At 56.1% G+C, this 24,850-nt stretch carries 23 protein-coding genes and 1 tRNA gene; 22 read left to right on the forward strand and 2 right to left on the reverse strand.

The window, feature by feature from the left end:
• Positions 1-108: 108 nt before the first annotated feature.
• From CQ018_RS13645 to CQ018_RS13715, 15 genes are all read left to right on the forward strand, one after another.
• Complete coding sequence (locus CQ018_RS13645) at positions 109-1,653, forward strand: ABC transporter ATP-binding protein (protein ID WP_105550550.1); 1,545 nt, start codon at positions 109-111, stop codon at positions 1,651-1,653.
• Positions 1,650-2,933 carry an ABC transporter permease gene (locus CQ018_RS13650; protein ID WP_105550551.1) on the forward strand — a complete coding sequence of 428 codons (1,284 nt, stop codon included), beginning with the start codon at positions 1,650-1,652 and terminating at the stop codon, positions 2,931-2,933. Before CQ018_RS13645 ends, CQ018_RS13650 begins: the two co-directional genes overlap by 4 nt.
• On the forward strand, positions 2,930-4,222 hold the full coding sequence (locus tag CQ018_RS13655) for an ABC transporter permease (protein ID WP_105550552.1): 1,293 nt from the start codon (positions 2,930-2,932) through the stop codon (positions 4,220-4,222). Before CQ018_RS13650 ends, CQ018_RS13655 begins: the two co-directional genes overlap by 4 nt.
• An 11-nt stretch (positions 4,223-4,233) precedes the next feature.
• The gene (locus tag CQ018_RS13660) at positions 4,234-4,635 is read left to right on the forward strand and encodes a cytidine deaminase (RefSeq protein WP_105550553.1); all 402 of its coding nucleotides are present in this window, start codon (positions 4,234-4,236) and stop codon (positions 4,633-4,635) included.
• Between the two features lie 70 nt (positions 4,636-4,705).
• Positions 4,706-6,019: a thymidine phosphorylase gene (locus CQ018_RS13665; protein WP_105550554.1), complete on the forward strand. Its 1,314-nt coding sequence runs from the start codon at positions 4,706-4,708 to the stop codon at positions 6,017-6,019.
• 218 nt (positions 6,020-6,237) lie between these two features.
• Positions 6,238-6,945, forward strand: coding sequence for a DedA family protein (locus CQ018_RS13670; protein ID WP_105550589.1), 708 nt, complete (start codon positions 6,238-6,240; stop codon positions 6,943-6,945).
• Between the two features lie 86 nt (positions 6,946-7,031).
• The gene (locus CQ018_RS13675) at positions 7,032-8,240 is read left to right on the forward strand and encodes an adenosine deaminase (protein ID WP_374954204.1); all 1,209 of its coding nucleotides are present in this window, start codon (positions 7,032-7,034) and stop codon (positions 8,238-8,240) included.
• A gap of 260 nt (positions 8,241-8,500) precedes the next feature.
• Complete coding sequence (locus CQ018_RS13680; RefSeq protein WP_105550555.1) at positions 8,501-9,199, forward strand: MazG nucleotide pyrophosphohydrolase domain-containing protein; 699 nt, start codon at positions 8,501-8,503, stop codon at positions 9,197-9,199.
• 100 nt (positions 9,200-9,299) lie between these two features.
• Positions 9,300-10,580 (forward strand): phosphopyruvate hydratase, encoded by a 1,281-nt coding sequence (gene eno, locus CQ018_RS13685; RefSeq protein ID WP_105550556.1) that lies wholly within the window; start codon positions 9,300-9,302, stop codon positions 10,578-10,580.
• 145 nt (positions 10,581-10,725) lie between these two features.
• The gene (locus CQ018_RS20560) at positions 10,726-11,595 is read left to right on the forward strand and encodes a septum formation initiator family protein (RefSeq protein WP_258142614.1); all 870 of its coding nucleotides are present in this window, start codon (positions 10,726-10,728) and stop codon (positions 11,593-11,595) included.
• 32 nt (positions 11,596-11,627) lie between these two features.
• Positions 11,628-12,332 carry a DUF501 domain-containing protein gene (locus CQ018_RS13695; RefSeq protein WP_105550557.1) on the forward strand — a complete coding sequence of 235 codons (705 nt, stop codon included), beginning with the start codon at positions 11,628-11,630 and terminating at the stop codon, positions 12,330-12,332.
• 14 nt (positions 12,333-12,346) lie between these two features.
• The gene (locus CQ018_RS13700; RefSeq protein WP_105550558.1) at positions 12,347-13,297 is read left to right on the forward strand and encodes a Ppx/GppA phosphatase family protein; all 951 of its coding nucleotides are present in this window, start codon (positions 12,347-12,349) and stop codon (positions 13,295-13,297) included.
• A 96-nt stretch (positions 13,298-13,393) separates the two neighbouring features.
• On the forward strand, positions 13,394-14,824 hold the full coding sequence (locus tag CQ018_RS13705) for a S8 family serine peptidase (protein WP_374954205.1): 1,431 nt from the start codon (positions 13,394-13,396) through the stop codon (positions 14,822-14,824).
• Between the two features lie 65 nt (positions 14,825-14,889).
• Complete coding sequence (locus CQ018_RS13710; protein ID WP_105550559.1) at positions 14,890-16,263, forward strand: NAD(P)/FAD-dependent oxidoreductase; 1,374 nt, start codon at positions 14,890-14,892, stop codon at positions 16,261-16,263.
• A gap of 142 nt (positions 16,264-16,405) precedes the next feature.
• Positions 16,406-16,487, forward strand: a tRNA-Leu gene (locus CQ018_RS13715).
• Between the two features lie 64 nt (positions 16,488-16,551).
• Here CQ018_RS13715 and CQ018_RS13720 read toward each other — a convergent pair.
• A complete protein-coding gene (locus CQ018_RS13720) occupies positions 16,552-17,685 on the reverse strand; it encodes a site-specific integrase (RefSeq protein WP_105550560.1) in 1,134 nt (377 codons plus the stop codon).
• Positions 17,672-18,487, reverse strand: a complete 816-nt coding sequence (locus tag CQ018_RS13725; RefSeq protein WP_146111913.1) for a helix-turn-helix domain-containing protein — start codon at positions 18,485-18,487, stop codon at positions 17,672-17,674. Before CQ018_RS13725 ends, CQ018_RS13720 begins: the two co-directional genes overlap by 14 nt.
• A 128-nt stretch (positions 18,488-18,615) precedes the next feature.
• On the opposite strand from CQ018_RS13725, the gene CQ018_RS13730 reads away from it, so the two are divergent.
• The 7 genes from CQ018_RS13730 to CQ018_RS13765 all read left to right on the forward strand — a co-directional run bounded on the left by CQ018_RS13730 (position 18,616) and on the right by CQ018_RS13765 (position 24,711).
• The gene (locus CQ018_RS13730) at positions 18,616-18,816 is read left to right on the forward strand and encodes an AlpA family transcriptional regulator (RefSeq protein WP_105550562.1); all 201 of its coding nucleotides are present in this window, start codon (positions 18,616-18,618) and stop codon (positions 18,814-18,816) included.
• Between the two features lie 108 nt (positions 18,817-18,924).
• Positions 18,925-19,344, forward strand: a complete 420-nt coding sequence (locus CQ018_RS13735; protein ID WP_105550563.1) for a hypothetical protein — start codon at positions 18,925-18,927, stop codon at positions 19,342-19,344.
• A 2-nt stretch (positions 19,345-19,346) separates the two neighbouring features.
• Positions 19,347-20,093: a hypothetical protein gene (locus CQ018_RS13740; protein ID WP_105550564.1), complete on the forward strand. Its 747-nt coding sequence runs from the start codon at positions 19,347-19,349 to the stop codon at positions 20,091-20,093.
• Between the two features lie 45 nt (positions 20,094-20,138).
• Complete coding sequence (locus tag CQ018_RS13745) at positions 20,139-21,479, forward strand: hypothetical protein (RefSeq protein WP_105550565.1); 1,341 nt, start codon at positions 20,139-20,141, stop codon at positions 21,477-21,479.
• A 265-nt stretch (positions 21,480-21,744) separates the two neighbouring features.
• Positions 21,745-22,656, forward strand: coding sequence for a tyrosine-type recombinase/integrase (locus tag CQ018_RS13755; protein ID WP_219844061.1), 912 nt, complete (start codon positions 21,745-21,747; stop codon positions 22,654-22,656).
• Positions 22,649-22,891 carry a hypothetical protein gene (locus tag CQ018_RS13760; RefSeq protein WP_105550567.1) on the forward strand — a complete coding sequence of 81 codons (243 nt, stop codon included), beginning with the start codon at positions 22,649-22,651 and terminating at the stop codon, positions 22,889-22,891. Before CQ018_RS13755 ends, CQ018_RS13760 begins: the two co-directional genes overlap by 8 nt.
• Positions 22,892-23,280: 389 nt before the next feature.
• Positions 23,281-24,711 carry a phage major capsid protein gene (locus tag CQ018_RS13765; protein ID WP_105550568.1) on the forward strand — a complete coding sequence of 477 codons (1,431 nt, stop codon included), beginning with the start codon at positions 23,281-23,283 and terminating at the stop codon, positions 24,709-24,711.
• Positions 24,712-24,850 lie beyond the last annotated feature (139 nt).

Here is a 24,850-nt window from a genome sequence, read left to right on the forward strand (position 1 = left end):
GCATTCCGCACCAGCCCCGTTGTGACTAGGCTGGGGAGCGCGGGGGCCTGACCAACACGACCCCCTCGACCCCTACCGGGCCGGATAAGAAGGGAAACGGGTAGCAACGTGAAACTCGAGCTTCGGGGCATCACCAAAAGGTTTGGCACCTTCACCGCCAACGATCACATCGACGTCATTGTCGAATCCGGTCAGGTCCATTCCCTGCTCGGTGAAAACGGTGCCGGAAAATCGACCCTCATGAACGTGCTCTTTGGCCTCTATGAGGCAACCGAGGGCACCATCCTCATTGATGACAAACCCGTAAAGTTTAGTGGCCCCGGGGATGCCATGGCAGCAGGCATCGGCATGGTGCACCAGCACTTCATGCTTGTCCCGGTGTTTACTGTCGCCGAAAACGTTGCCCTAGGTAACGAGGACACCGGTGTGGGTGGGATCCTGCACCTAGAAAAAACTCGTGCCCGTATCCGCGAAATTTCCGACCGCTACGGCTTCGGTGTTGATCCCGATGCCCTGGTTGAAGACCTTCCGGTAGGTGTCCAGCAGCGCGTAGAAATCATCAAGGCCCTGGTGCGTAACGCCAAAGTCTTGATCCTTGATGAACCAACAGCGGTGCTGACCCCACAGGAAACCGACGAATTGCTGACCATTATTAGTCAGTTACGTGATTCCGGAACCGCAGTGGTGTTCATTTCCCACAAACTACGTGAGGTCAAAGCGATCTCCGATATCATCACGGTGATCCGCCGCGGCAAAGTAGTTGGCAAGGCCGACCCCGGTGCCTCCGCGGCAGAACTTGCAGCGTTGATGGTGGGCCGTGCGGTGTCGTTGACCTTGGAAAAAGATCCACCAAAACTTGGTGAGGAATCTTTTAAAATCAAGGACCTCTCCGTGTTGGCACCCAATGGCCAATTGCTTCTTGACTCGGTAAGCTTTGGAATTTCCCAGGGGGAAATCCTTGCCATTGCCGGTGTCCAAGGCAACGGTCAAACCGAACTCACCGAAGCGATCATGGGTCTGCTCGATCACGTCAGCGGATCGATCAAGCTCGGGGGCAAAGAATTGCTGGGCCGCTCGGTTAAGCAAATCATTAATTCCGGTGTTGGGTTTGTTCCCGAAGATCGCAGCACCGATGGTGTGATCGGCAGCTTCACCGTTGCCGAAAACCTCATATTGAATCAATATGACAAGGCACCGTACGCACGCGGACTGAACATGTCCCCTGTGGTGATGCTCAAGAATGCATTAAAGAAAATCACCGAATTTGATGTGCGAACCCAAGGTCCAGATTCCGAGGCCGGAACACTATCGGGTGGCAACCAACAAAAAGTCGTCATGGCGCGCGAACTATCCCGCCCTCTGAAACTCTTTATTGCTTCCCAACCAACTCGCGGTGTTGATGTGGGCTCCATTGAGTTCCTCCACCGACGCATTGTTGCCGAACGCGATGCCGGAACCCCGGTCATGATAGTTTCAACCGAACTTGACGAGGTTACCGATCTTGCCGATCGTATTGCAGTTCTTTACAAGGGAAAACTTGTGGGAATAGTCCCGGGGGACACCCCCAGAGATGTGCTTGGTCTGATGATGGCCGGGGCAAGTAACGAAGAAGCCGAATCCCAGAGCAGCACCGAGGGCAAGGAAGACGCATGAGTAACACAGCAGATATGCCTCCGGCAGAACATAGTCAAACTCCTGTGATCCCACCGGTGGCACCCACCAGCCAGCACCATGACGAGCCCGAAAAGTCGCTGATCACCAAGATCATGACCGGCAACGGTCTGGTCTCGGTATTGGCAATCTTCCTCTCACTGGTTGTTGGTGCCATCCTTATCGCGTTCACCGATGAACGTGTCACCTCGACGGCAAGTTACTTCTTCTCCCGTCCGGCCGACATGCTCACGGCGATCTGGGATTCGGTCTCGGAAGCCTATATTGCCTTGTTCCAATCCAGCATCATCAACACCTCGGCGGCTAGTTTCTCCGATGCTATTTACCCGCTGACCGAAACCCTGACCATTGCCACACCGCTGATCTTCGCTGGTCTGGGTGTTGCACTGGCCTTCCGAGTTGGCCTATTCAATATTGGTGCGCAGGGTCAAATTATTCTTGGTGCCACGCTTGCCGGTTGGGTGGGTTTCACGCTCGATCTTCCGGTGGGCATTCACCTGATCGTTGCGGTGCTTGCCGGCATTATTGGCGGTGCCATCTGGGGCGGCATTGCCGGGTTCCTCAAGGCGCGCCGCGGCGCACACGAAGTGATCGTCACGATCATGCTCAACTACATTGCCGTCTACCTGCTGCTTTACATGCTCTCCACCCCCGCATTCCAGCGTCCGGGATCCAATAACCCGCTCAGTGAACCGGTGGCCGAGTCGGCTGCCTACCCACTGATGTTTGGTGACTCATTCCGCCTGCACTGGGGCTTTGTCCTTGCCCTTGGTGCAGTGGCCTTCACCTGGTGGTTGCTGAACCGTTCCACCACCGGCTTTGAAATGCGTGCGGTGGGTGCTAACCCGGTAGCCGCCAAGACCGCCGGTATTAATGTGGGACGGGCGTACTTGCTCTCGATGGTCATTGCCGGTGCTCTTGCCGGACTAGCCGGTACCGCACAGATCCTGGGGACCGAACGCTCGCTTTCCGGCGGTATTGCCGCAAGCTTCGGTTTTGATGCAATTACCGTGGCCCTGTTGGGCCGCTCCAACCCGATCGGCACACTCTTTGCTGGTCTACTCTTTGGTGCACTGCGCGCCGGCGGCGTGGGCATGCAGGCCAATACAGGTATCCCTATCGATATCGTGTTGGTGGTTCAGTCCTTCATCGTGCTGTTCATTGCGGCACCACCACTTGTACGTTCGATCTTTAGGATTGGCACGTCCAAGCCTAAAAACAAGAAAACAGCCACCAAGGCAGCCACCGGAGGTGCGGCATGAGCCAATCAATAGCAACCGAAACCCCCGGCAACGCAACACGGAATATTGCTGTCATTCGTTCCTGGGCGGCCCCCCTTACTTACCTGGTTTTGGGGCTTGTAGCCTTACTGGGATTTGCCATTGGTTCGCCCCATGCCGAGGCAACCTTTCGAATCACCGACGGTTCACAGAAAATCTCGGTTCCGGATCTCGTCCTAGGAACTACATTCATTGGTTGGGCCGGTGCCATCATCATGCTGGGCATCGCTGCCTATGCATTTGTGTTGGTACGGGCTGGACGCAAACTTGCGCGTTGGATGATGCCGGTATTTGCGACGGTATTTGTCATTGCGTTCCTGGTCTGGGTCATTGGTAGTGCGAATACCCCCAATGTGTACCTTTCGGGGTTGATTGCTGGTTCCTTCACCCTTGCAACCCCACTGATCTTTGGTTCCCTTTCCGGTGTGCTCTCCGAACGCGCAGGCGTTGTGAACATTGCTATCGAAGGTCAGCTGCTTGCTGGTGCTTTCTGTGCGGCAATCGTGGGTTCAATGACAGGTTCACTGATCGCTGGTGTCTTGGCAGCAATCGTTGGTTCCGTACTGGTGTCAATGGTGCTTGCGGTATTCGCTATCAAGTACCTGGTTAACCAGGTAATCGTTGGTGTGGTGCTCAACGTGCTGGTCGCGGGGCTGACAAGCTTCTTCTTCTCAACTGTCATGGTTGGCGACTCAAGCAAGTACAACTCACCACCGGCATTTGATGTCATTAGAATTCCATTACTTGCAGATATTCCAATTTTTGGCCCCATCTTCTTCGAACAGACGATTCTTGGCTATGGAATGTACCTCGCCGTCTTCCTTGTCTGGTTTGGGCTTTTCAAAACCCGTTGGGGTCTGCGCGTACGTGCCGTGGGTGAACACCCCAAGGCAGCAGACACCGTCGGCATTAAGGTCAATGCGCTGCGTTTCTGGAACGTTGTGCTTGCCGGTGTTGTTGCAGGTATTGGCGGTGCGTTCTTCACGCTCGTCACCTCATCATCCTTCAATAAGGAAATGACTGCTGGCCAGGGCTTTATCGCGTTGGCTGCACTGATCTTTGGCCGTTGGAACCCGATCGGCGCATTCTTCGCTGCACTGCTCTTCGGATTCTCTTTGAATCTTTCATTCGTCCTGACCATTCTGGGCACTCCGGTGCCTAGCCAGTTCATGCAAATGCTGCCCTACGCCGTCACCATCTTCGCCGTGGCGGGACTGGTCGGAAAGTCCAAGGCGCCTGCCGCGGACGGCGAACCCTACGTCAAGGAATAAAGGTTTCGATCATGGAATCGACGAGCATCGACCCGACCACCTGGGAAACCCTCAAGGTGGCCGCGGTCGCGGCCATGGAAAAAGCCTACGCACCCTACTCAAACTTCAAGGTGGGTGCCGCGGCGCTGACCACAGATGGCCGGTTGATTTCGGGCTGCAACGTAGAAAATGCTGCCTATGGGGTCACCCTGTGCGCCGAATGTTCGATGATCGGTGAACTCTTTGCCACGGGAGGTGGAAAGCTGCGTGCTTTCTATTGCGTTGATGCCTCGGGTTCCGCGATCATGCCGTGTGGGCGTTGCCGGCAATTACTTTCTGAACACCGCGGGGAAAATATGGAACTCATGACCCCACGCGGGGTCCGAAGCATGGATCAGGTGCTGCCCGATGCTTTTGGGCCGCACAACCTCTAGCAGCACCCAAACCTCACTGAACCCCTCGGCATCAACAACAAGTTGGAACCGCATAATCCAGGAGTAACCGATGAGCACGGAAAACTTTGACGCAGTCGACATTATCCGCATCAAGCGCGACCGCGGCACGCTGAGCCCGGCCCAAATCGACTGGGCCATCGACGCCTACACCCGCGGGGTCATCGCCGAGGAGCAGATGGCAGCGCTGAACATGGCGATCCTGCTTAACGGCATGGATCGGTCCGAGATCTCGCAATGGACAACCGCGATGATCAACTCGGGCGAGCGCATGGATTTTTCCTCGCTCCGTAACTCCGACGGTTCGGTGAAACTGACCACCGACAAACACTCAACAGGTGGGGTGGGGGACAAGATCACGCTTCCGCTGGCTCCACTTGTTGCTGTCTTTGGAGTTGCTGTCCCACAGCTATCGGGTCGGGGACTCGGCCACACCGGAGGCACGCTGGATAAGCTTGAAGCAATTTCCGGATGGCGAGCAGAGCTGAGCAATGAAGCGATGATGACTCAGCTTTCCGAGGTGGGAGCGGTAATTTGTGCTGCTGGTGCCGGGCTGGCTCCAGCGGATAAAAAGCTCTATGCACTGCGTGATGTCACAGGAACCGTTGAAGCAATCCCACTGATTGCCTCCTCCATCATGAGCAAAAAGATCGCCGAAGGCACCGGGGCTTTGGTGCTCGATGTGAAGGTGGGCTCCGGTGCATTTATGAAAACACGTGAAAATGCGTTGGAATTGGCCCGCACCATGGTGAACCTTGGCACCGACGCGGGGGTACACACCGTGGCACTGCTCACCAATATGGATACCCCACTGGGCCTCACCGCCGGTAATGCCATCGAAGTCGAAGAGTCAATTGAGATCCTTGCCGGCGGCGGACCAGCCGATGTTGTTGAACTGACAATCGCGCTGGCAACTGAAATGCTTGCCGGGGCCGGAATTCGCGATGTTGATGTCGCAGCAGCACTCAAGGATGGACGTGCCATGGATAAATGGCGTGCAATGATTTCGGCGCAGGGCGGCGATAATGATGCGCCACTGCCGGTCGCCAAGGAATCCGATGTTGTCTATGCCCCGGCGGACGGCGTGCTGACGGGCCTAGATGCTATGGATGTTGGGGTTGCGGCCTGGCGCTTGGGTGCCGGACGGGCACGGCGTGAAGATCCGGTGCAGGCCGGTGCCGGCGTGCGTCTGCACGCAAAGCCAGGGGATGTGGTCCGTCGTGGTCAACCGCTTGCAACAATGCTTACCGATACCCCCGAACGTTTTGAACGCGCCCGTCCGTTACTGGAAAGCGCAGCAACAATTGCTCCTATGGGAAGTCGACCAGAAATGAGCCTCATCCTGGATCGAATCGCGGCCACCTAATCGCCACGTGCGAGAAAACCTCCATCGATTTAGCCCCCCGCACCCTGACCGCGGTAGAAGCTGAATCAGGGGATACCCGGTAATGATCCCTGATTCATCCCCGGGAATGATGCACACCGGCTACGGAGTGCGGGAGAATGGAGAACGCACGGTCAAACTTCCGTTATCCGCATGGGAAAACGAGCGCCGGCGCTATTCACAAGGAAAGTCGGTATGTGGTGGATCTGATTAATGAAGCAATCGTCCATGCGGCGAATGCTTGGTGGATTCTGCCGATCATTTATGTCTTCTGCCTGATAGACGGATTCATGCCGATACTGCCCAGCGAAACCCTCCTAGTGGCCCTGGGCGCCGTGGCAGCCAGTACCGGCGAACCAAATGTTTTCTTACTGGTCTTGGTGGGTGCCGCCGGAGCCATCAGTGGTGACCAAATCGCTTATCGGATTGGACGTCGGGTAGGGACCGAACGTTTTGGGTGGATGCGCCGCAAACGAACTAAGGCCCTGTTTGCCTTTGCCCACAAGGAACTTTCCGAACGCGGTGCCATGCTGATTTTCACCGCACGTTACATTCCGGTGGGGCGTGTGGTAGTCAATCTGAGCGCAGGAGCCACCGGTTATTCGATCAGACGGTTTACTCTCCTTGATGTTTTGGGTTGTATTACTTGGGCCGGATATTCGGTGGCCATTGGCGTTGTCGCCGGTGGATGGTTCCATGACAACAAGCTTTTGGGCATTGGTCTCTCGGTAGCCTTGGCTATTTGCTTGGGGTACCTAATTGACAAAATTGTGCACACTTTACTGAAACGTTTTGGACGTAAACGCCACGAACCGTTGAGCCACGCAACTCATTTATTGCGTGAAAATTCCCTACCGGAACCGGTCAAAGTCCCCGATGATGAGAGGCCCGCAGGGCTCAGCGAGTGAACCTGCGTTGAGCAACTCATGAACTTTCGCTCCAACAAGGTCGCTGCTTACTGTTAGAACCGGGGTGTGACAGATAGGCTGAGCGGGTGACTGACGAGATGATCCACATTGCCTATGACCCTTCCTTCGATTTCCGGGCGCTGCCCAAGGTTTCGCTGCATGACCACCTCGATGGGGGATTGCGCCCGCAGACCATCATTGAATTGGCTGCGGCTGTAGGCCACAAGCTGCCCTCCACCGATGCCAACGAGCTCGGTGCTTGGTTCCGTGCCTCGGCAGACTCCGGTTCGCTGGAGCGCTACCTCGAAACTTTTGAACACACCATCGCAGTAATGCAGACCAAGGACGCGCTCACCCGCGTGGCCCGCGAGTTCGTTGCGGACCTCGTCGATGACGGCGTTGTCTACGGTGAGGTTCGTTGGGCACCTGAGCAGCACCAGCGTGAAGGCTTGAGCCTTGACGATGTTGTTGAAGCGGTACAGCGCGGCCTGGAAGAAGCAAGCGATGAGCTGACCGATGCCGGAACCCCGATCCAGGTGGGCCAGATTCTTACTGCCATGCGCCAGGGCGAGCGCGGCGTTGAAATTGCAGAGCTTGCGCTGCGCCACCGCTCACGCGGTGTTGTAGGTTTCGACATTGCCGGTGCGGAGGAAGGCTTCCCACCATCGCGGATGAAGGAAGCCTTCGACCTCTTGGCCGAAAATTTCTTCCCCACCACCGTGCACGCCGGTGAAGCAGCTGGCCTTGACTCAATCCGTGAGGCATTGATCATTGGCCGCGCGCAGCGTCTGGGCCACGGTGTACGCATCGCCGAAGACATTGAAATCCAGTTTGGTGGACTCGATGACGACGGTGAGGAAGTCGGCGAGGATACCGGGTTGGTGGCCTTGGGCCCGGTGGCTAACTGGGTTCGTGACCGCGGTATCGCCTTGGAAATCTGCCCGTCTTCCAACCTGCAGACCGGTGCCACCGCCGAATATGGTGATGGCATCGAGTCACACCCGGTAGATCTTTTGGTGCAGACGGGATTTAACGTCACCATCTCGCCGGATAACCGGTTGATGAGTGGCACCACAATCTCCGACGAATTCGAGCTACTTGTTGAAGCCTTCGACTATGACCTAGAGGACCTCTTGGATCTGACGTTGAACGCTGCCGAAGCATCCTTCTTGCCTTTGGAAGAACGCGAGGTACTTGTTGAATACATCAACGAGGCGTACGAGGCAATGGCCGATGATGAAGATGATGAAGATGATGAAGACTACGACGAAGATGATTACGAGGATGAAGACTAATCTCTTCTCCACGCTAGCGTTTGGTTAGCAAGTATTTATAAAGGGGTCGGTGCGCAACACATTCAAGGATGTCGCGCACCGACCTCTTAGCGTTGCTCGAGTAGAGATGTGAGCAACATGGATAACTTCACGGCTCGGGGAGTCAAAAGAAATCTCATATACTTACCATGTGGGCAATGAGGCCCGCACGGGAATTTTGGTCAAGTGTTATGCGGCCAAAACCCGTCCTCTAGGGCTCAGCCCCACGAAAGGGAACGCGAGTGAGCGAACAGGTCGACCGACTTGTCGAAGTGATTTCCCAACTACGTGAGCATTGCGCATGGACCGCGGCCCTGAGCCACAGTTCCCTGGTTGAGTATCTGATTGAAGAATCTTATGAGTTCACCGAGGCCATCGAGACACATGCCCCTGATGCTGAGCTCGAGGGAGAACTGGGAGATATTTTGCTCCAAGTCCTCTTACACGCATCGATAGGTGCCGAACACCAAGGGTTTTCCTTCGACTCAATAGCCGAACATCTGACACATAAGATGATTCGCCGCAATACCCACATTTTCAATAAAGATGGCACGCTCAAAGATTCTTTCCCCGACTCGATCCAGGAAATCATTGAATCGTGGGATCGAGCCAAAAGAGCAGAAAAGCCATTGAACGAATCGGCAATTGCGGGTTTACCAAAAAACCTTCCCGCATTGCTCTATGCCCAAAAATTTGTTTCCCGCACTCAACGTCACGCCACGTTGGAAAACATTGCGGGCCAACCCCCAAAATTTTCTGTGACGCCGGTAGAACTATTGCAAAATACTGATCTACCCGATGAACAGAATTTGGGTGAACACCTGTTTGCCCTCTGTGCACTGGCCGAAGCTCAGGGACTCGACGCCGAACGAGCCCTGCGCACCGTGGTGCAACAACACGTTGCTGCCACCGAAGAACCAGAGCATGACATAACTTCGTGAACTGGGCCTGAGCCAAGCTAGGCTAGAGGCAGGCAACGGCGCCTGCATCCATGCAGTACACGTTTGACTAACAATCCACACCTTGAAGGAGCACCTTCCCATGGCTTTGATTGATGCCATCCACGCCCGCGAAATCCTTGACTCGCGCGGAAACCCAACCGTTGAAGTTGAGGTTCTGCTCTCCGACGGCTCACTGGGCCGCGCAGCCGTTCCCTCCGGTGCTTCCACCGGCGCCTTCGAAGCAGCCGAGCGTCGAGACGAAGACCCCAAGCGTTACCAGGGCAAGGGCGTTCTTGGCGCCGTCGAAGCAGTTATCGAAGACATCGCTCCGGCCGTAGAAGGCATGGACGCAACCGATCAGCGCGCCATCGATAACATCATGATGGATCTTGATGGCACCTCAAACAAGTCCAAGTTTGGTGCCAACGCCATCCTTGGTGTTTCGCTTGCCGTTGCTAACGCCGCAGCCGAGTCCTCGAACCTGCCGCTCTACAAGTACCTGGGCGGCCCGAACGCCCACGTGCTTCCGGTTCCGCTGATGAACATCCTCAACGGTGGCTCGCACGCCGACTCGGACGTTGACATCCAGGAATTCATGATCGCTCCGATTGGCGCTACAACCTTCTCCGAGGGACTGCGCTGGGGCGTTGAGGTCTACCACAACCTCAAGTCGGTACTGCAAGAAAAGGGCCTTTCCACCGGCCTGGGCGACGAGGGCGGCTTCGCCCCGAACCTGCCTTCTAACCGTGCAGCCCTTGAACTGATCATCGAAGCGATCACCCGTGCAGGCTACACCCCGGGCGAAGACATTGCTTTGGCACTTGATGTTGCTTCCTCGGAGTTCTTCGAGAACGGTACCTACCAGTTCGAAGGAAAATCGATCAGCGCTCAAGAAATGAGCGATTACTACGCAACCCTGGTTGCCGACTTCCCCATGGTCTCCATTGAAGACCCACTGGATGAAGATGACTGGGAAGGCTGGAAGACTCTCACCGACGCCATCGGAGATAAGGTTCAGCTGGTCGGCGATGACCTGTTCGTCACCAACCCGGAACGCCTGTCCCGCGGCATTGAATCCAACACCGCCAACTCGCTGCTGGTCAAGGTGAACCAGATCGGTACGCTGACCGAAACCCTGGACGCCATCTCGATGGCCCAGCGTGCCGGTTACACCACCATCACCTCACACCGTTCGGGTGAAACCGAGGACACCACCATTTCTGACATCTGTGTTGCCACCAACGCAGGTCAGATCAAGACCGGTGCCCCGGCACGCTCGGAGCGCGTAGCCAAGTACAACCAGCTGCTGCGCATCGAAGAAGAACTTGGCGATGCAGCAGTTTACGCTGGTGCCGGTGCTTTCCCGCGTTTCAAAGCATAACTAGCACTAAAAACACGTAGGCTCGTGGGAGAACCAATAGAGGTTCTCCCACGAGCCTTGTGGTTTCCACCTAGAATAAGTTCTCGGCTAAATGATATTTAGGTGGTTGAGATAGGCCCCTAACGCAAGGGTAAGGAGTGGCCAGATGACTAAGCGACGTCCTCCCATGCCGCGCGCCGGAAGTGGTAGACCTGCCGCAGCCGATCACGAAGCCGCGGCCAAGGGTCCGGCAGCGGCGCAGCCAACACCACGGCCCCGCTCGGCGCAGTCTCCCCAGGAGCCTGTAACGCGAGCACGTAGTGCGCCGGAGCCAACACTTGCCAAGGTTATCCCCTTAGGCAAAATCAATACCAATGGTGCTACCGAAGCTCGGCCTGCTCAGAGCGAAACTGGCCAGGGGAAGCACCTGGGAACGAGTTCTGATGCAACTCATGTCAGCGCGTACAAGCCTAAGAAGTCTGCCGAAACTAAATCGAAGCCTAAGAGCACTACTAAACCCAAGAAGCAAAAATCTTCTGACTCCGAACGCCGGATCGAAGACCGTGCCTTGCTCTCCGGTGCCGTGCGCAAAGATGTCAAGACCGCAAAAAAACAGCAGCCCAAGGAAGCACAGGGTCCAGCAAAACCGATTCCTGCTCGAAGCTTTTCGGGACGAATCCTTGCCTTGAGCATTGCCATGTCCGTGTTCGCGTTGCTCTTGGTCCCAAGCATTGGTACCTATGCGCGGCAACACGAAGAACTTGCTGTATTGCGTGATTCAATTGCGGCCAAGGAATCCGAGCAAGAAAATCTCAAAGACCAGATTGCCCGCTGGGATGATCCGCTCTACATCAAACAGCAGGCTCGTGACCGGATAAACTTAGTGATGCCCGGTGAACGGAACTACATGGTTGTTGGAACCCAACCCACTGATATTCCGCTTGCCGAAGAAAATCATAGCCCCAATGAAATTCGCACGGATCTACCGTGGGTAGATGCGCTCTATGACTCGGTTCAGCGCGCAGCTACCGATTGAAATTCACCCCAATTAGAGGAGAAGTCCCCAGCGTGGACGCCGCAAACTCAAACCATGAAGCACTCGATGCCGCCGCTCGCGTGCCAAGCGCCGAAGACCTCGATACGCTTTCACGCCAGTTGAATCGCCCGGTGCGCGACGTTGTTGAAATTGGAGCACGTTGCGTATGCGGCAACCCATTGGTTGCTACCACGGCACCGCGACTGTCCTCGGGAATTCCGTTCCCCACGACCTATTACCTCACGCACCCTGTCATTACCTCCGCCGTATCCCGGCTTGAAGCGGCGGGACTCATGAATCAGATGAACGAGGAACTGGGGCACGACGAGTCCTTAGCCAAGGCCTATGAACAGGCTCACCTCGAATACTTAGCCGTTCGCGATGCCATTGGTGAGCGTTCGGGTACCGGAGCAGTTCCAGAAATTTCTGGCGTATCGGCAGGCGGCATGCCCACCCGCGTGAAGTGCTTGCACGTGCTGGTGGGGCACTCACTTGCCGCAGGACCGGGTATCAACCCGCTGGGCGATCGAGCCCTTGAAGACATTAACCAGTGGTGGACCAAGGACAAATGCTATTGCGCGGGAGCCTGGGATATTGAGGGTCCGGCGCCAAGCCAGGACCGCTCCCGCCACGTGAAAACACAGGCAGTGGATCCCGCTATCAAGCAGGCTGAACGTGCAGCAGCTCGCGCAGCTCGCGAGGTAGCGGCGCGAGCCGAAACCGACACCGAAAAGTAAGGCACGATTCCCTGATGACACGCGTTGCAGCAATTGATTGCGGGACCAATTCCATCCGACTGCTCATTGCAGATCTCGAACCAGGGCCACATGGTGCGGTACTGCACGATGTAGTGCGCCAGATGCGTATTGTGCGTCTGGGACAGGGAGTGGATGCAACTGGTTCTTTCGATCCGCAGGCGCTTGAACGTACCTATGCGGCAATTGACGAATACGCGGCTTTGATCAAGGATCATGGAGCCAGCAAGATCCGGTTTGTTGCGACCTCTGCTACCCGGGATGCGAAGAACCGCGACGAATTTATTGCAGCGGTTCGGACGCGCCTCGGGGTTGATCCCGAGGTCGTGTCGGGGGATGAGGAAGCCGCGCTTTCCTTCGCTGGTGCACTTTCGATTGCCCCGCCGGCTTCTGGGAGCACCGTGTTAGTTGTTGACCTCGGCGGCGGTTCTACCGAATTTGTGCTCGGGGGAGCAATGGGTCCGGTGGCTGCCCGCAGCATGAACATGGGTTGTGTGCGCCTCACCGAGCGCTTCTGGGGCCAAGAAATGCCAACTGCAGAGCTGATCGCCCAAGCGCGAGCCGAAGTGAACGTGGTGCTGGACGAAGCGGCCAAAGACATTGATTTCTCCGCGGTGGATCGCCTCATTGGAGTCGCCGGGACCATCACCACGCTCACCGCTGCCGCGCTGGGTCTAACTCGGTACGATTCAAACAAAATTAATGGTGCCGAACTTAGCCTAGAAAAGCTGGAAGAAAGCATTACAGAAATACTTACAATGGATCGGGAAACTCGTGCCTCATTAGGCTTCATGCATCCTGGACGAGTTGATGTTATCGCCGCCGGAGCACTCATCTATGGATGCATCTTGCAACGGGTCAACCAAGCCAGTGGCGGGACTATTTGTACAGCGACGGCCTCCGAACACGATATTCTTGATGGAATTGCTTTAGGCCTTGGCGCATAAGAAACGCAGATTGAATAATTGATGGGTGGGCTTTTGAGGCAACGACTGCACCGAGCCGGTGTTCTGATGCTCAGTCTTGGGCTTTGCGCTGCTTTTGTGTTTGCTGGTGCACCGAGTGCAAACGCGGATGCTGCCCGGGATAGCCAATGGTGGCTTGAATCTTCGGGCATTACCAAGGTCTGGGAAGTTTCCAAGGGCAAGGGAGTCAAGGTTGCTGTCATTGATACAGGAATCGATACCTCCCACCCGGATCTTGCCGGAGCGGTAGTGGGCGGCAAAGATGTCTCGGGGTCCGGTAAAGCCGATGGCTCGGAGCCCCTGGGCAATCGGCCCGAGCACGGGACCCTTGTGGCCACGTTGTTGGCAGGGCGAGGAAATAATGCTTCGGCGATTTCCGAGGCCAGGGCCGAAGCTGATATTCAGAAAAATGCCTATGAAGATGCTTTGAAGAGCGCCGAAGAAGCCGAAGAACCACCACCGCCTTCGCCCGACCCCATCGCAGTACCTAAGCCCGGTCCGGGTCCTGATGGAGTTATTGGGGTTGCTCCCGAAGCAGAGCTACTTTCAATTTCCTTGTGGATGGGAACCGAAAACCCGGCGGGTATCAGCATCGAGGAGCAGATTCCGCGGGCCGTCATATGGGCGGTAGACCAGGGTGCCAAGGTCATTAATATGTCATTGGGTTCCACACGCCCCGAATGGCCGGTGAGCTGGGATCGGGCCTTCAAATATGCTGAAGATCATGACGTTGTTGTGGTTGCCGCTGCGGGAAACCGTGCCGGAGGCATGAGCCAAGTTGGTGCTCCGGCAACAATTCCCGGTGTATTGACAGTTGCCGGTATCGATAGAGACGGTAAGGCAAGCGTTGATTCTTCAACCGAAGGTATCAGCATCGGAGTCGCAGCTCCGGCCGAGCCATTAGTTGGTGGGCTCCCAGGTGGAGGGTATGCAGACTGGGCCGGAACTTCGGGGGCAGCTCCGTTGGTTTCAGGTGTTGCTGCAATGATCCGCTCCAAATATCCGCACATGAAGGCTCCGGAAGTAATTAACCGGATTCTCGTGACGGCGCGAGATGCGGGTAAACCCGGTGTTGATAACCTCTATGGGCACGGAATTCTCGATGCGAATGCCGCATTGACCGCACCAGTTCCCCACGTTGCGGCAAATCCAATGAACACCATTGCCGAATGGATTCGTGTTCACCGTCGGAGCGACACCCCAAGCGCCGAGCCCAGCCTGGATCCGGGGATCTCACGCGAGAAATCCACTATTGAGCCAATTGCTGCACCCAAGCCGCAAACGCCAAGTGACGACGACGCGTTCTTGCCGCCATTGTTGGTCTTGGGCTTTGGGTCATTGTTGGTCTTGACGATGGCCGGTGGAACCTTGCATTTCGTGCGATCCTCCCGTGCAAAACAGCGTGCCGATACGGCAGTTGCGGGTTCCGTAGCAAGTCTGAAACTTGCCGAGCATGCAAGTTCCAGGGATATCTTTGACGATATGCCGGAGTCGAAAATCGACAGGTAATCTGGCACGTCTCAAACGCTCGTGAACATTTTCACAAACCATGCTTTCCGCGTTATCATTGATCTATGCCTATCACTGAACAATTTTCTGATCGCCCACGCATTCTTGTAGTTGGCGGTGGCTACGTAGGTCTTTACGTGGCCATGAAGCTGCAGAAGAAGGTCAAGGATCACGGTGGCATCGTCACCGTTGTTGACCCGCTGCCGTACATGACTTACCAGCCGTTCCTCCCCGAGGTCGCAGGTGGCCAGATCGAGCCGCGCCACGTGGTGGTCTCGCACCGTCAGCACCTCAAGCACACCGAACTGATCAATGGCCGCGTCTCGGCAATCGATCACAAGAACAACAAGGCAGTCATCGTGCCTGTTGTTGGCGAGCCGTTCGAACTTGAATACCGCGACGTTGTCATGGCCGCCGGCGCCGTCACCCGTACCTTCCCGATCCCGGGCTTGGCCGAAACCGGCATTGGCCTCAAATCGATCGAGGAAGCCATTGCCCTGCGCAACAGCATCCTTGAGCGCATCGAGTCGGCTTCACTGATGACCGATGCAGCGGAACGTAAGCGTGCGTTGACCTTCGTGGTTGTCGGTGGCGGCTTCGCCGGTATCGAAACCATCGCGGAAATTGAAGATATGGCGCGCTTCGCGGCCAACCTCAACAACCGCATTGGCAAGGACGAGCTGCGCTTTGTCCTAGTTGAAGCCATGGGCCGCATCATGCCGGAGGTTACCGAGGACCAGGCACTGTGGGTCGTTGACCATCTGCGCAGCCGCGGCATCGAGGTGCTGCTGAACACCTCACTGGCCGACGCTACCGAGGGCAAGCTTGCCCTGATCAACATGCCAGACAAGTCAGCGGCCGAGACCTTCGAGTCCGACACCCTGATCTGGACCGCCGGCGTTATGGCTAACCCGATGGTTCGCTCCACCGACTTCCCGATTGAGGCCCGCGGACGTGTCATGACCGGCACCGACCTGCGCATCACCGGCGAAGACGGCGTTGCCATCGAGGGTGCATGGGCAGCGGGCGACGTCTCGGCAGTGCCGGATGTGACCGGTGGACTTCCGGATGGCACCTGTGTGCCAAACGCACAGCACGCAGTACGTCAGGCCAAATTGCTGGCACACAACCTCTACGCAACCCGCTACGGCGTGGGCCACGTGAAGAACTACAAGCACAAGAACATGGGTGCGGTTGCCGGATTCGGTGCCAACAAGGGCGTCGCCAAGGTCATGGGCATCAAGCTCAAGGGCTGGCCGGCCTGGATGGCACACCGCGGCTACCACGGCATGGCGATGCCAACCTTCGAACGCAAGCTCCGCGTCCTTGGCGACTGGATGGCTGCGCTGTTCTTCCAACGCGACATCCTTGAGCTGAACAACCTCGAGAACCCGCGCGGTGTCTTTGTTGAGGCAGCGACCCCGAAGCCTCGCGCTTAAGGAAATGTGATCTTTGTGGAGTTTGACCGTGTGATAGGCGCAGGTCTGCTTCCACAAGATTAGTGACGCGGCGGCCAAAGAGTACTTCTTTGGCCGCCTCGTTTCGCACCACAGCCCCCGATCGCGTATTCTAGATCGGTAGGCCCCCATGGTGGAATTGGTATACACGGTTGACTTAAAATCAACTGCCGAAAGGATTGTGGGTTCGAGTCCCACTGGGGGTACATGAAATAAGGCCCCTACTTCCCTTTGTTTATAGGGAAGTAGGGGCCTTTGCTTTGCTCAAAACTACTGTTTTGCCCATTTTTTGCCCACAATGCTCTCAGTAACAGCCTTATCTAGAGCTACCGCCACTGCATCCAAATCGTCGTCGAACAGTTCCGCGTAGATATCCAGAGTCATGGCCGCGCTGCTATGTCCAAGCATCCGTTGTACAGCCTTGACGTTGGCACCCGCACTCACTGCAAAGCTCGCAGCTGTATGCCGAAGGTCGTGCGGCGTAACCCGGGGGATCCCTGAACTGGTGACTGCAGAAGCGAACCAGGACCCGCGCTCTTCACCGCTGGCCGCAATTCCCATATAGCTACCGGACGGCCCAGGGAATACAAGATCATCCCGATGCTTGTCCTTGCAAGCTTCGCCCATGGCCTGCTCGAGGAACTTGGGGAACGGTACAGCGCGACTCTTGTGACTTTTGAGCGTACCTACCATGATTTTTCCGCCAACATCAACCGCGTTTTGCTCGAGCTGCAGGCGACGACGAATCATATTCACATCCCTAACTCGCAACCCGGTTACTTCACCCCAGCGCAGCCCGCAGTAAGCCAGCACAAGGACGAGCAGAGGGTACTTGGATGTTTCCGCCAGAGTATGCACTTGCTCATGGCTCAGGTACACGTGCGGCTTTTTCGTCTTCCTGGGCAGATTCACGCCGCGAGAAGGGTTGGACAGGATCCGCCGATCATCCACGGCCTCATCAAGAATCGACGCCAGGACACCGTAAGCGCGGATTACCGTCGTGGCTCCCTTGGGGGAGCGAGGCGGAGTGGCTGACTTGTCACCATTGCTCAGATTGGAAACCCACTGCTGCACACCAGTCTTCCGGATCTCAGCAACGGGTATCTTCCCCCAGTGAGGTTCAACGTGAATGCGCCAGGCGCTCTCTACAGGGCGCAACGCCGAGGGCTTGAGATGGGACTGCCGGCCGAGCCATGCCGGACCTAATGTGCCAATTGTGGCCCGAGAGGCGGTGGCATCGATAAACTCACCTTTGAGCTTCGACACCTCGACCGTGGCAGCGAACGCCTCAGCTTCACGCTTAGTCTTGAACCCACGCTTATCCGTGGGTTTTCGGTCAGGCTTCCTATAGCGGACCCGGTACCGTTTTCCCGACTTCGTCGCGTATGCCTCAATCGTCGCCATCAAGAATACCGCCGTTCATCCCTACTATGGATGGACTACTAACGTAGCTTTTCATTTCCTCATACGAAGGCAAGATTTCTGGGTTTTCGCTCAAGAGGGTAGCAAGAAGGTTCGATAAGCGTGCCTCCTTATAGGTTTCGTGTGTCCTGGCGTCAAGAGGCGGCTGCGTTCCGATCAGGCCTCTGAACAATTCGCCTTCGGTGCCATGTGGGTCAGAATCAACCATGATGTCGTATCGAATCCATAGGGCTCGCAGTAGCCAGTACCGAAGGTTCTCCTGCCTCGAATTTTTGAACTCTTGAGGCCCCATCCGGTGACGTTCGCGAAACTCCTCTTCCGTAGCGATTTCGATATCACGCATAGCTGGTGCGGTATCTGCCGCATAAATACATGCAAGGTACTCAGCTTTTTGAAGACTGAGGAGATCCTCGAGCCGATGCTCAAAGAAGCTTTTTAGAGGGTCCGGGCTTTCTAGTACTCCAAGCCCGGTAACGCTGAATATTGCTTCGTAGTTAGAAAGCCTGCGACTCGGATCCACAATCGCCTCACCGCTCAGATCGAGAGCATCAACGATGAGGACGGAGGCAGGTACAGCGAGCACTGAAGCAAAAGCGAGTAATTCCGCCACGGTAAGTGTAGTTCTGCGTCCACTTTCCAAATTAGCTACTACATTTCTGGCCATTGGGAAGCCAGCGGCTGTGCAGTGCTCTGCGAGTTCCTGTGCGGTCCAACCTCGTCTGCCTCGAATCTCACGGACTCTTGACATAATTCCTGCCGCTACTTCATCTCCCCATTGTGTCATGTTGACACTTTACATCACTCATTGATGCTCATGTTGACTCAAGTTGAAGCTCGTGATTATATGAGTCATATCGAAGCAAAACTTGAAGATTTTGTAAGATGTTAATTCAAAATGACACAGGAGGAAAAATGTCTGAGGATCTGCTCAATGCAACACAGCTGGCGGAAAAGATCGGCAGCACCGTTGGAACACTTGCTTATTGGCGTTACGTGGGCCAAGGACCGAAGTTCATCAAGCTCGGACGCCTAGTGCGTTATCGCCTTGCAGATGTAGATACATGGCTAAACGACCAGACTCGTTCGCAGACCGGTGAGGTTTGGAGTGCCTAGAACTCGACATCGCATCCGCTTCCGGGCAACGAAAAGCGCCCCCGGTTATTCCGCCAAGAATTCCACCGAGGGCGCGAGCATACCGAACAACCAAAAGGATACGGCGCTATGAACAGCCTACATTCCAACCATGAGAATTCAGCCGATGCCGGCAAGCGGGTTACCGCAACCCTGCATGACATCCGCCTCACGGACACTTCTGGCGAAGTAAACCTATGGACCGATTGGGCACACGGATATGGCACATTCCCAGCAGAGTACCTGCCCGAGGTCATCAAAGCATTGCGGGCTGTCCTGCCTACTCGCCAGCGAGTTATCGTCACGCTACATGACTCGGGTACCAAGAATGAATTGATAAGCCTCTGGACTGACTGGGCACATGGAGATGGAATATTCCCAATCGAGTACCTGCCCGAAGTTATCCAGGCATTGGAGCAGCTTCAATCCTCAAGCGACGAAAACAAAGCTCAAGAATTGAACATTGCGAACGATATCGGCGAGCGCCGGGAACACGATAACGAGGCATAGCCATGGGTTTTAGGAACGTCAGCAAGGTCTATACCTACTGGCGGCATTTGGGACACCGTGAGGTTCGCTTGCTGACATTCTTTGCCCTCATGGCTAATGACGATGCGTTTCCACCTCGCTATTTCGGTGGGTGGCAGTCAGGAGCCGAAGCGCTGGGGCTTGACCCTTACGGCGAACGCCAACGCAGCGCGGCCGAGGTATTCCGCAAAGCCAGTGCCGCCCTTCGCCAAGCTGGCGCCATCGTCTCCAGTGGTAGCACCGGTGGGAGTCGCTCCGAATACGCGCTGACCCTTGAGCCAACCGTGACATATGCACCATCCATCGCCGGCTATCGAAATGGCCACCCAGTCATCAACTGGGAACCCATGGAACGCGAGCATCTGCCCCAACAAAACGTTGGGGCTCAGCCCCAACAAAACGTTGCCGCTCAGCCCCAACAAAACGTTGGAAACAGCCCCAACGATTCATTGGGGCCTATAGAGAGACCACAACAACTAGAAGAAAAGAGGGATAAATCAGATCACCTAGCCGGGTACGTCACCAAGCCTGTGGATAGACAAGACCAAAACCAAATTAGGATCCCCGAACCACAAAGCGACTCAGCCAGGGCATACCTCAACGAACGACCAGGACAACACACAGAATTCATGCAACAAGCCAGACACGCACTCGGAAACGACGCGAACCTCAGCCAATGCCTAGTCCACGCCGCAACACTCGCCGGATGGAAATGGGACAACGCAGCATGAGCGCTCGCCGATTACCGGTGTTAACACGAAATGGAGAAATACCCCATGGCAGCAATCAGAAACCTCAACGGTCCTAGCCAGAGCGATATCCGCAAGAACATCACCAAGCTACAAACTCAAACCCCTTTAGTGAGCTCGTCAGTGGGACGTGGCCGAGTTCGTTTTTATGACAACTCCGAGCTGCTCATTGAAAACTCCGCCCTCCGGGTCACCGGCACGGCCACCGTGACCGGAACCTTCCAGGCCGATGGGATTATCAATCTCACCGGCACAACCGATATCACCGGGCCGCTGATCGTGGCTGGCGATACGGACATCACGGGCAAGCTGACTATTGCTGGGGATACCGATATCACCGGGTTGCTTACGATCGCGGGCGATACCGGCATCACGGGCAAGCTCACCATTGCCGGGGATACTGATATCACCGGAGCCACGACCGTGACCGGGGATTTCACCACCGATGGCAATCTGATTGTCAACGGGCCCACTGAGCTGAATGGGCTCACCAGGATCACAGGGAATACCGATATCACCGGAATCCTGACCACCGATGGAAATCTCATCGTCAACGGGCCTACCGAGCTGAATGGCATCACCAGCATCACCGGGAATACCACGGTCACCGGACTACTGACCACCGATGGTGATCTGATTGTCAATGGTCCCACGATGCTCAATGGGATCACCGACATCGTCGGAGCCACGACCGTGACCGGGGATTTCACCACCGATGGCAACCTCATCGTCAACGGGCCTACCGAGCTGAACGGACTCACCGACATCGTCGGAGCCACCACGGTCAAGGGACTCTTCGACGTCACCGGGAAAACCAACCTGGACGGCGAGACCACCATCAATGGGGATCTCTTCGTCAAAGGTCCGCTAGAGGTCACGGGAAAAACCAAGCTCGGGGGGATCACCGAGATCACCGGAGCCACCACCATCAAAGCCGACCTGACCATTGCTGCAGGCGGCATGATCAAAGCCGGGAACACTCAGATCAATCCCGATGGATCCGCAAAGTTCGGTGCACTAGACATCGCCTCCAACGGAAGACTCACCGCCGGTTCCTTCGACTTGAACCCCAACGGCTCAGCAACCTTCGGTGACACCACAATCAGCACTGGCGGCAACATCGTCGCCGGCGGATCCATCACTTCCAACGGACCCATGACCGCCAACGGTAACTTCAAAACCACCGGAAGCACCCGACTAGCCGGCGGAACATACATCGACGGAAACCTAGAAGTTGACGACAACGTCGTTGCCACCGGAGAAATCACAGCCAACGGAGGGTTTATCACGCGACAGATGTTAGACAATCCAGGCGACGCAGTCGCTGTTGGCTGGAGCCCATCCCGAAACAAACTTTACAAACTATAGAAGAACGGCACTCAACCATGAACAGTAACCCAGAACAGCCTGACCTCGTACCGATCACTAAAAAAGACTTCGCCACCACATTGCGAGTACTCCGGACACTAGAAGAATTCCAGCGTGTACAGAATACGCACGTAGCGCATAATTTCGGGCTGAATATTCCACGTGAATCGATTTTTACACCGGCAATTTCTTCGGTCATACATTTTTCGGAATTTCTTCCACAGATCGTCCCCTCTGGCCAAAATTATGAAGTGCAGGAAACCAAGTGACCAAGAACCGAAATACTGGAAGTACACGGATAATGGATGCTTCCCGGCAGTTGGAGGTATCGACGGTGTTGGCGCGATGGACACACTGGCAGAATGCCCAGGGCCTTTCACAGCGGACTATTGTTGAACGGTCGAGCATCCTCACCCGTTTGGCCAGCGTCGTTGATTCGAAGATCGATGAAATTACGGCCGATGACATCGTGCGGTTTCTCAATAATCGAGCCACGTCGCGCACCAGCAAATCAACTTATTTTGTCGCAATCAAGGCATATTGCGTGTGGATGGTGCGGATCGGGATCAGGGATGATGATCCCACGCTGAAAGTTCCCTCGCCGAAGCGCCCAAAGTCGGTGCCGCGGCCCATCAGCACGGAACAGTTGATGGAGACTCTGAAGTACGCGAACCGTAAACGCACGCGAATGATGATTCTTCTGGCCGCATTCGCAGGGCTTCGGGTGCACGAGATAGCGAAAATCCGTGGTGAAGACATCGACCGGTACGGCGCAACTTTGACCGTAAACGGCAAGGGCGGGAAAACCGCCGTGCTTCCGCTCCATGACGTGTTATTGACTGAGTGCCAGGAATGGCCCACCTTTGGCTATTGGTTCCCTAATTACGAAAAAGATGGCGGACCCGTCATCCCGAAAGCTGTTGGCGCAGCAATCCAACGAACAATGGAACGGGCTAAGATCCACGGAACGGCCCACCAGCTACGCCATTGGTACGCAACGACACTCCTCGAATCCGGTGTAGACGTTCGCATTGTTCAAGAGCTATTGCGCCATGAATCGTTGGCAACCACACAGATCTACACAAAGGTTTCAGACAAGCAACGACGGTTAGGGATGAACAGTCTGCAAGTCGCTGACTTACCAAATGCAAAAATGAATTCGGTGCACCATGCGTGAAATAGCCGTGTTCGAGACTCGGAGTACTGTCCTAGCCATGCTCCGCGCCAGCATCCAGCACGACGAAACTGCCTGGGCCCAACTCGTTCCGCAAACCGGCGAAAAATGGGCAGAAATTGCAATGCAGGCACTTTCCCTGCTCCGTGGAGCACTAGACAACGCCCCAGACGGGCCGCTGGCCGAACTAAACCGACTCAACGCCTTGTTACTGAGCTGGGAAGCTTCCAATGGATGAATGCCTGGTATGTGGATCCAATAAAGCCAGGACTAAGCCTTGGTGTTCCATTTCCTGCCGGCTCTTACTCCGAGAAGAGGGCCGTGCACGGTTCCCAGGCACTCCGGATCGGGAAATGTGGCCCAAGGCAATTACCTGGGCAAGGGACCGACGCACCGCCGGCACCCACGGTGCCATCACAGAACGGGTTTCTGTTAGGCTTGCATCGATCCCAACCACGGGGGAACGGCCAAGCCACAGCGGCACGCCATCCACTCACGGTTTCGGTTCGGTAGAGGCACCCTGACAAAGCCAACGCGGCACGCCAGCGGACACAGTTCCTCCCGATCGATCAGATAATCACACCGCTCTAGTCGGTGTACCCACCTTTCCTCAAAGGGATCACTCTCATGAACAAAAATATCTCCATGCCCGCCGGTACCCGCGACGCAAACGCCAACAAACTCGTGCTGCAGAACATCGATAACATCCTTCAACGCTCCCTCTCTGCAAGCAGCGGCGATTTCCCTGTAAGTACCTCCGCAGAACCGTGGGACGGCATCAGCACCTCCATTGAGCTCCGTCAGGAACGCTCACGGTGCGTCGACAGCCTCAAAGAAATCAACGGCAAGGCAGAACGCGAGAACCGCAACCTCTTCGCAGATGAGCTGCAGCAATACGGAGCCATGGAACAGCGGTTCACCAACCTGACCCGCGCCATTTCCGAGGCAGAAACCAGTGAACAGCGCGGGGCCATAACCGCCCGCTCCATGAACAACGCTGGTATTCCCAGCGGAGACACTCCTGTAGGCGGTGGCCACCAACGTAACCAGACTAGGGACAACGGGCCTGCCCGTCTCAAGCCCACAGAGTCCCTGGCAGAGGTCTACCGCAGCCGCGGCACCTTCAACAAGGCCGACTCGGCACTTTCCTTTGATGGGTTCGTCCGAGGCATGGCCGGGAAGGGATGGAGCGGCTACGAGGCCGAAAAGCGGGCCTTTGCTGGAATTTCGCAACCAGACGGCGGAATCTTGCTGCCAGAAGAGCTCAGCACCAGCATCATCGACCTGGCACGCTCCAAATCCTTGGTCACTCAGGCAGGGGCGCAGACCGTTCCCATGGATACCCGGGAGGTCACCGTTCCACGCCTTGAATCGGATATGGCGGTGGAATGGAAAGCCGAGCTCGAGAAGCAGGATGATTCCTCCAACACCTTCGGATCCATCAAGCTCAAGGCCCGCACCGTTCGCGCTTTCGCACTGCTCTCCGAGGAGATCATTGAAGACGTGGAAAGCCTCGAGGGATTCGTCTCCCAAGCAGTTGCCCAGGCTATCGCTGCAGAGATCGACCGTGTGGCCCTGTTCGGTTCCTCAGCCACCAACGCCGAGGAACCCACAGGCCTATTCAACACACCAGGTGTCACCATCCTCGCAGCGCCTGCAACAGGCACACCAGGGTGGGCTGACCTGGTGAGGTCCCAGACCATCATCCGCAATGCCAACCACGAGCCCACAGCGACTATCACCAACCCATTGGTAGAGGAGTTCCTGGCACTGCAGGCCGACACTCTTGGCCAATTCATTCGGCCGCCGGCATCCCTCGATAACCTGCCGATGCTTACGACCAGCAAGGTGGCCACCACTGAGGATAAGTCACACATCGTTATGGGTGACTTCGGCCGCCTCATCATCGGTTGGCGTTCACAAATCACGGTGAAGCTTTCCGAGGGTTTCGCCTTCGACCGCAACGCCATTGCCTTGAAGGTCACCGCTCGTGTGGACATCGGCGTGGAGCGCGCCAATGCCTTCCACATCCGCCAGGTTAACACCGTAGCGGAATAACAGACCGGTCCGGTCGCCGTGGCTTTGCCCCTTTCAACCGGCGGCCGGACCAACCGCCTCCGAGGGGAGGGGCGGGTTTAATCTCTAGGCCCGCCCAGCCGGAGGCTCCCCGCGTGCTCGCTTCTCCCCCTCCCCGCTC

It is taken from the genome of Arthrobacter sp. MYb227 (genome assembly GCF_002975435.1).
GTDB lineage: Bacteria > Actinomycetota > Actinomycetes > Actinomycetales > Micrococcaceae > Paeniglutamicibacter.

What these genes read in the sequence shown, in the direction of transcription:
- eno (WP_105550556.1), top strand. Translation starts at nt 9,300, where the DNA reads ATGGCTTTGATTGATGCCATCCACGCCCGCGAAATCCTTGACTCGCGC.
- CQ018_RS13765 (WP_105550568.1), top strand. Translation starts at nt 23,281, where the DNA reads ATGAACAAAAATATCTCCATGCCCGCCGGTACCCGCGACGCAAACGCC.
- CQ018_RS13745 (WP_105550565.1), top strand. Translation starts at nt 20,139, where the DNA reads ATGGCAGCAATCAGAAACCTCAACGGTCCTAGCCAGAGCGATATCCGC.
- CQ018_RS13710 (WP_105550559.1), top strand. Translation starts at nt 14,890, where the DNA reads ATGCCTATCACTGAACAATTTTCTGATCGCCCACGCATTCTTGTAGTT.
- CQ018_RS13720 (WP_105550560.1), bottom strand. Translation starts at nt 17,685, where the DNA reads ATGGCGACGATTGAGGCATACGCGACGAAGTCGGGAAAACGGTACCGG.
- CQ018_RS13665 (WP_105550554.1), top strand. Translation starts at nt 4,706, where the DNA reads ATGAGCACGGAAAACTTTGACGCAGTCGACATTATCCGCATCAAGCGC.
- CQ018_RS20560 (WP_258142614.1), top strand. Translation starts at nt 10,726, where the DNA reads ATGACTAAGCGACGTCCTCCCATGCCGCGCGCCGGAAGTGGTAGACCT.
- CQ018_RS13735 (WP_105550563.1), top strand. Translation starts at nt 18,925, where the DNA reads ATGAACAGCCTACATTCCAACCATGAGAATTCAGCCGATGCCGGCAAG.
- CQ018_RS13655 (WP_105550552.1), top strand. Translation starts at nt 2,930, where the DNA reads ATGAGCCAATCAATAGCAACCGAAACCCCCGGCAACGCAACACGGAAT.
- CQ018_RS13700 (WP_105550558.1), top strand. Translation starts at nt 12,347, where the DNA reads ATGACACGCGTTGCAGCAATTGATTGCGGGACCAATTCCATCCGACTG.
- CQ018_RS13650 (WP_105550551.1), top strand. Translation starts at nt 1,650, where the DNA reads ATGAGTAACACAGCAGATATGCCTCCGGCAGAACATAGTCAAACTCCT.
- CQ018_RS13730 (WP_105550562.1), top strand. Translation starts at nt 18,616, where the DNA reads ATGTCTGAGGATCTGCTCAATGCAACACAGCTGGCGGAAAAGATCGGC.
- CQ018_RS13760 (WP_105550567.1), top strand. Translation starts at nt 22,649, where the DNA reads ATGCGTGAAATAGCCGTGTTCGAGACTCGGAGTACTGTCCTAGCCATG.
- CQ018_RS13725 (WP_146111913.1), bottom strand. Translation starts at nt 18,487, where the DNA reads ATGACACAATGGGGAGATGAAGTAGCGGCAGGAATTATGTCAAGAGTC.
- CQ018_RS13740 (WP_105550564.1), top strand. Translation starts at nt 19,347, where the DNA reads ATGGGTTTTAGGAACGTCAGCAAGGTCTATACCTACTGGCGGCATTTG.
- CQ018_RS13660 (WP_105550553.1), top strand. Translation starts at nt 4,234, where the DNA reads ATGGAATCGACGAGCATCGACCCGACCACCTGGGAAACCCTCAAGGTG.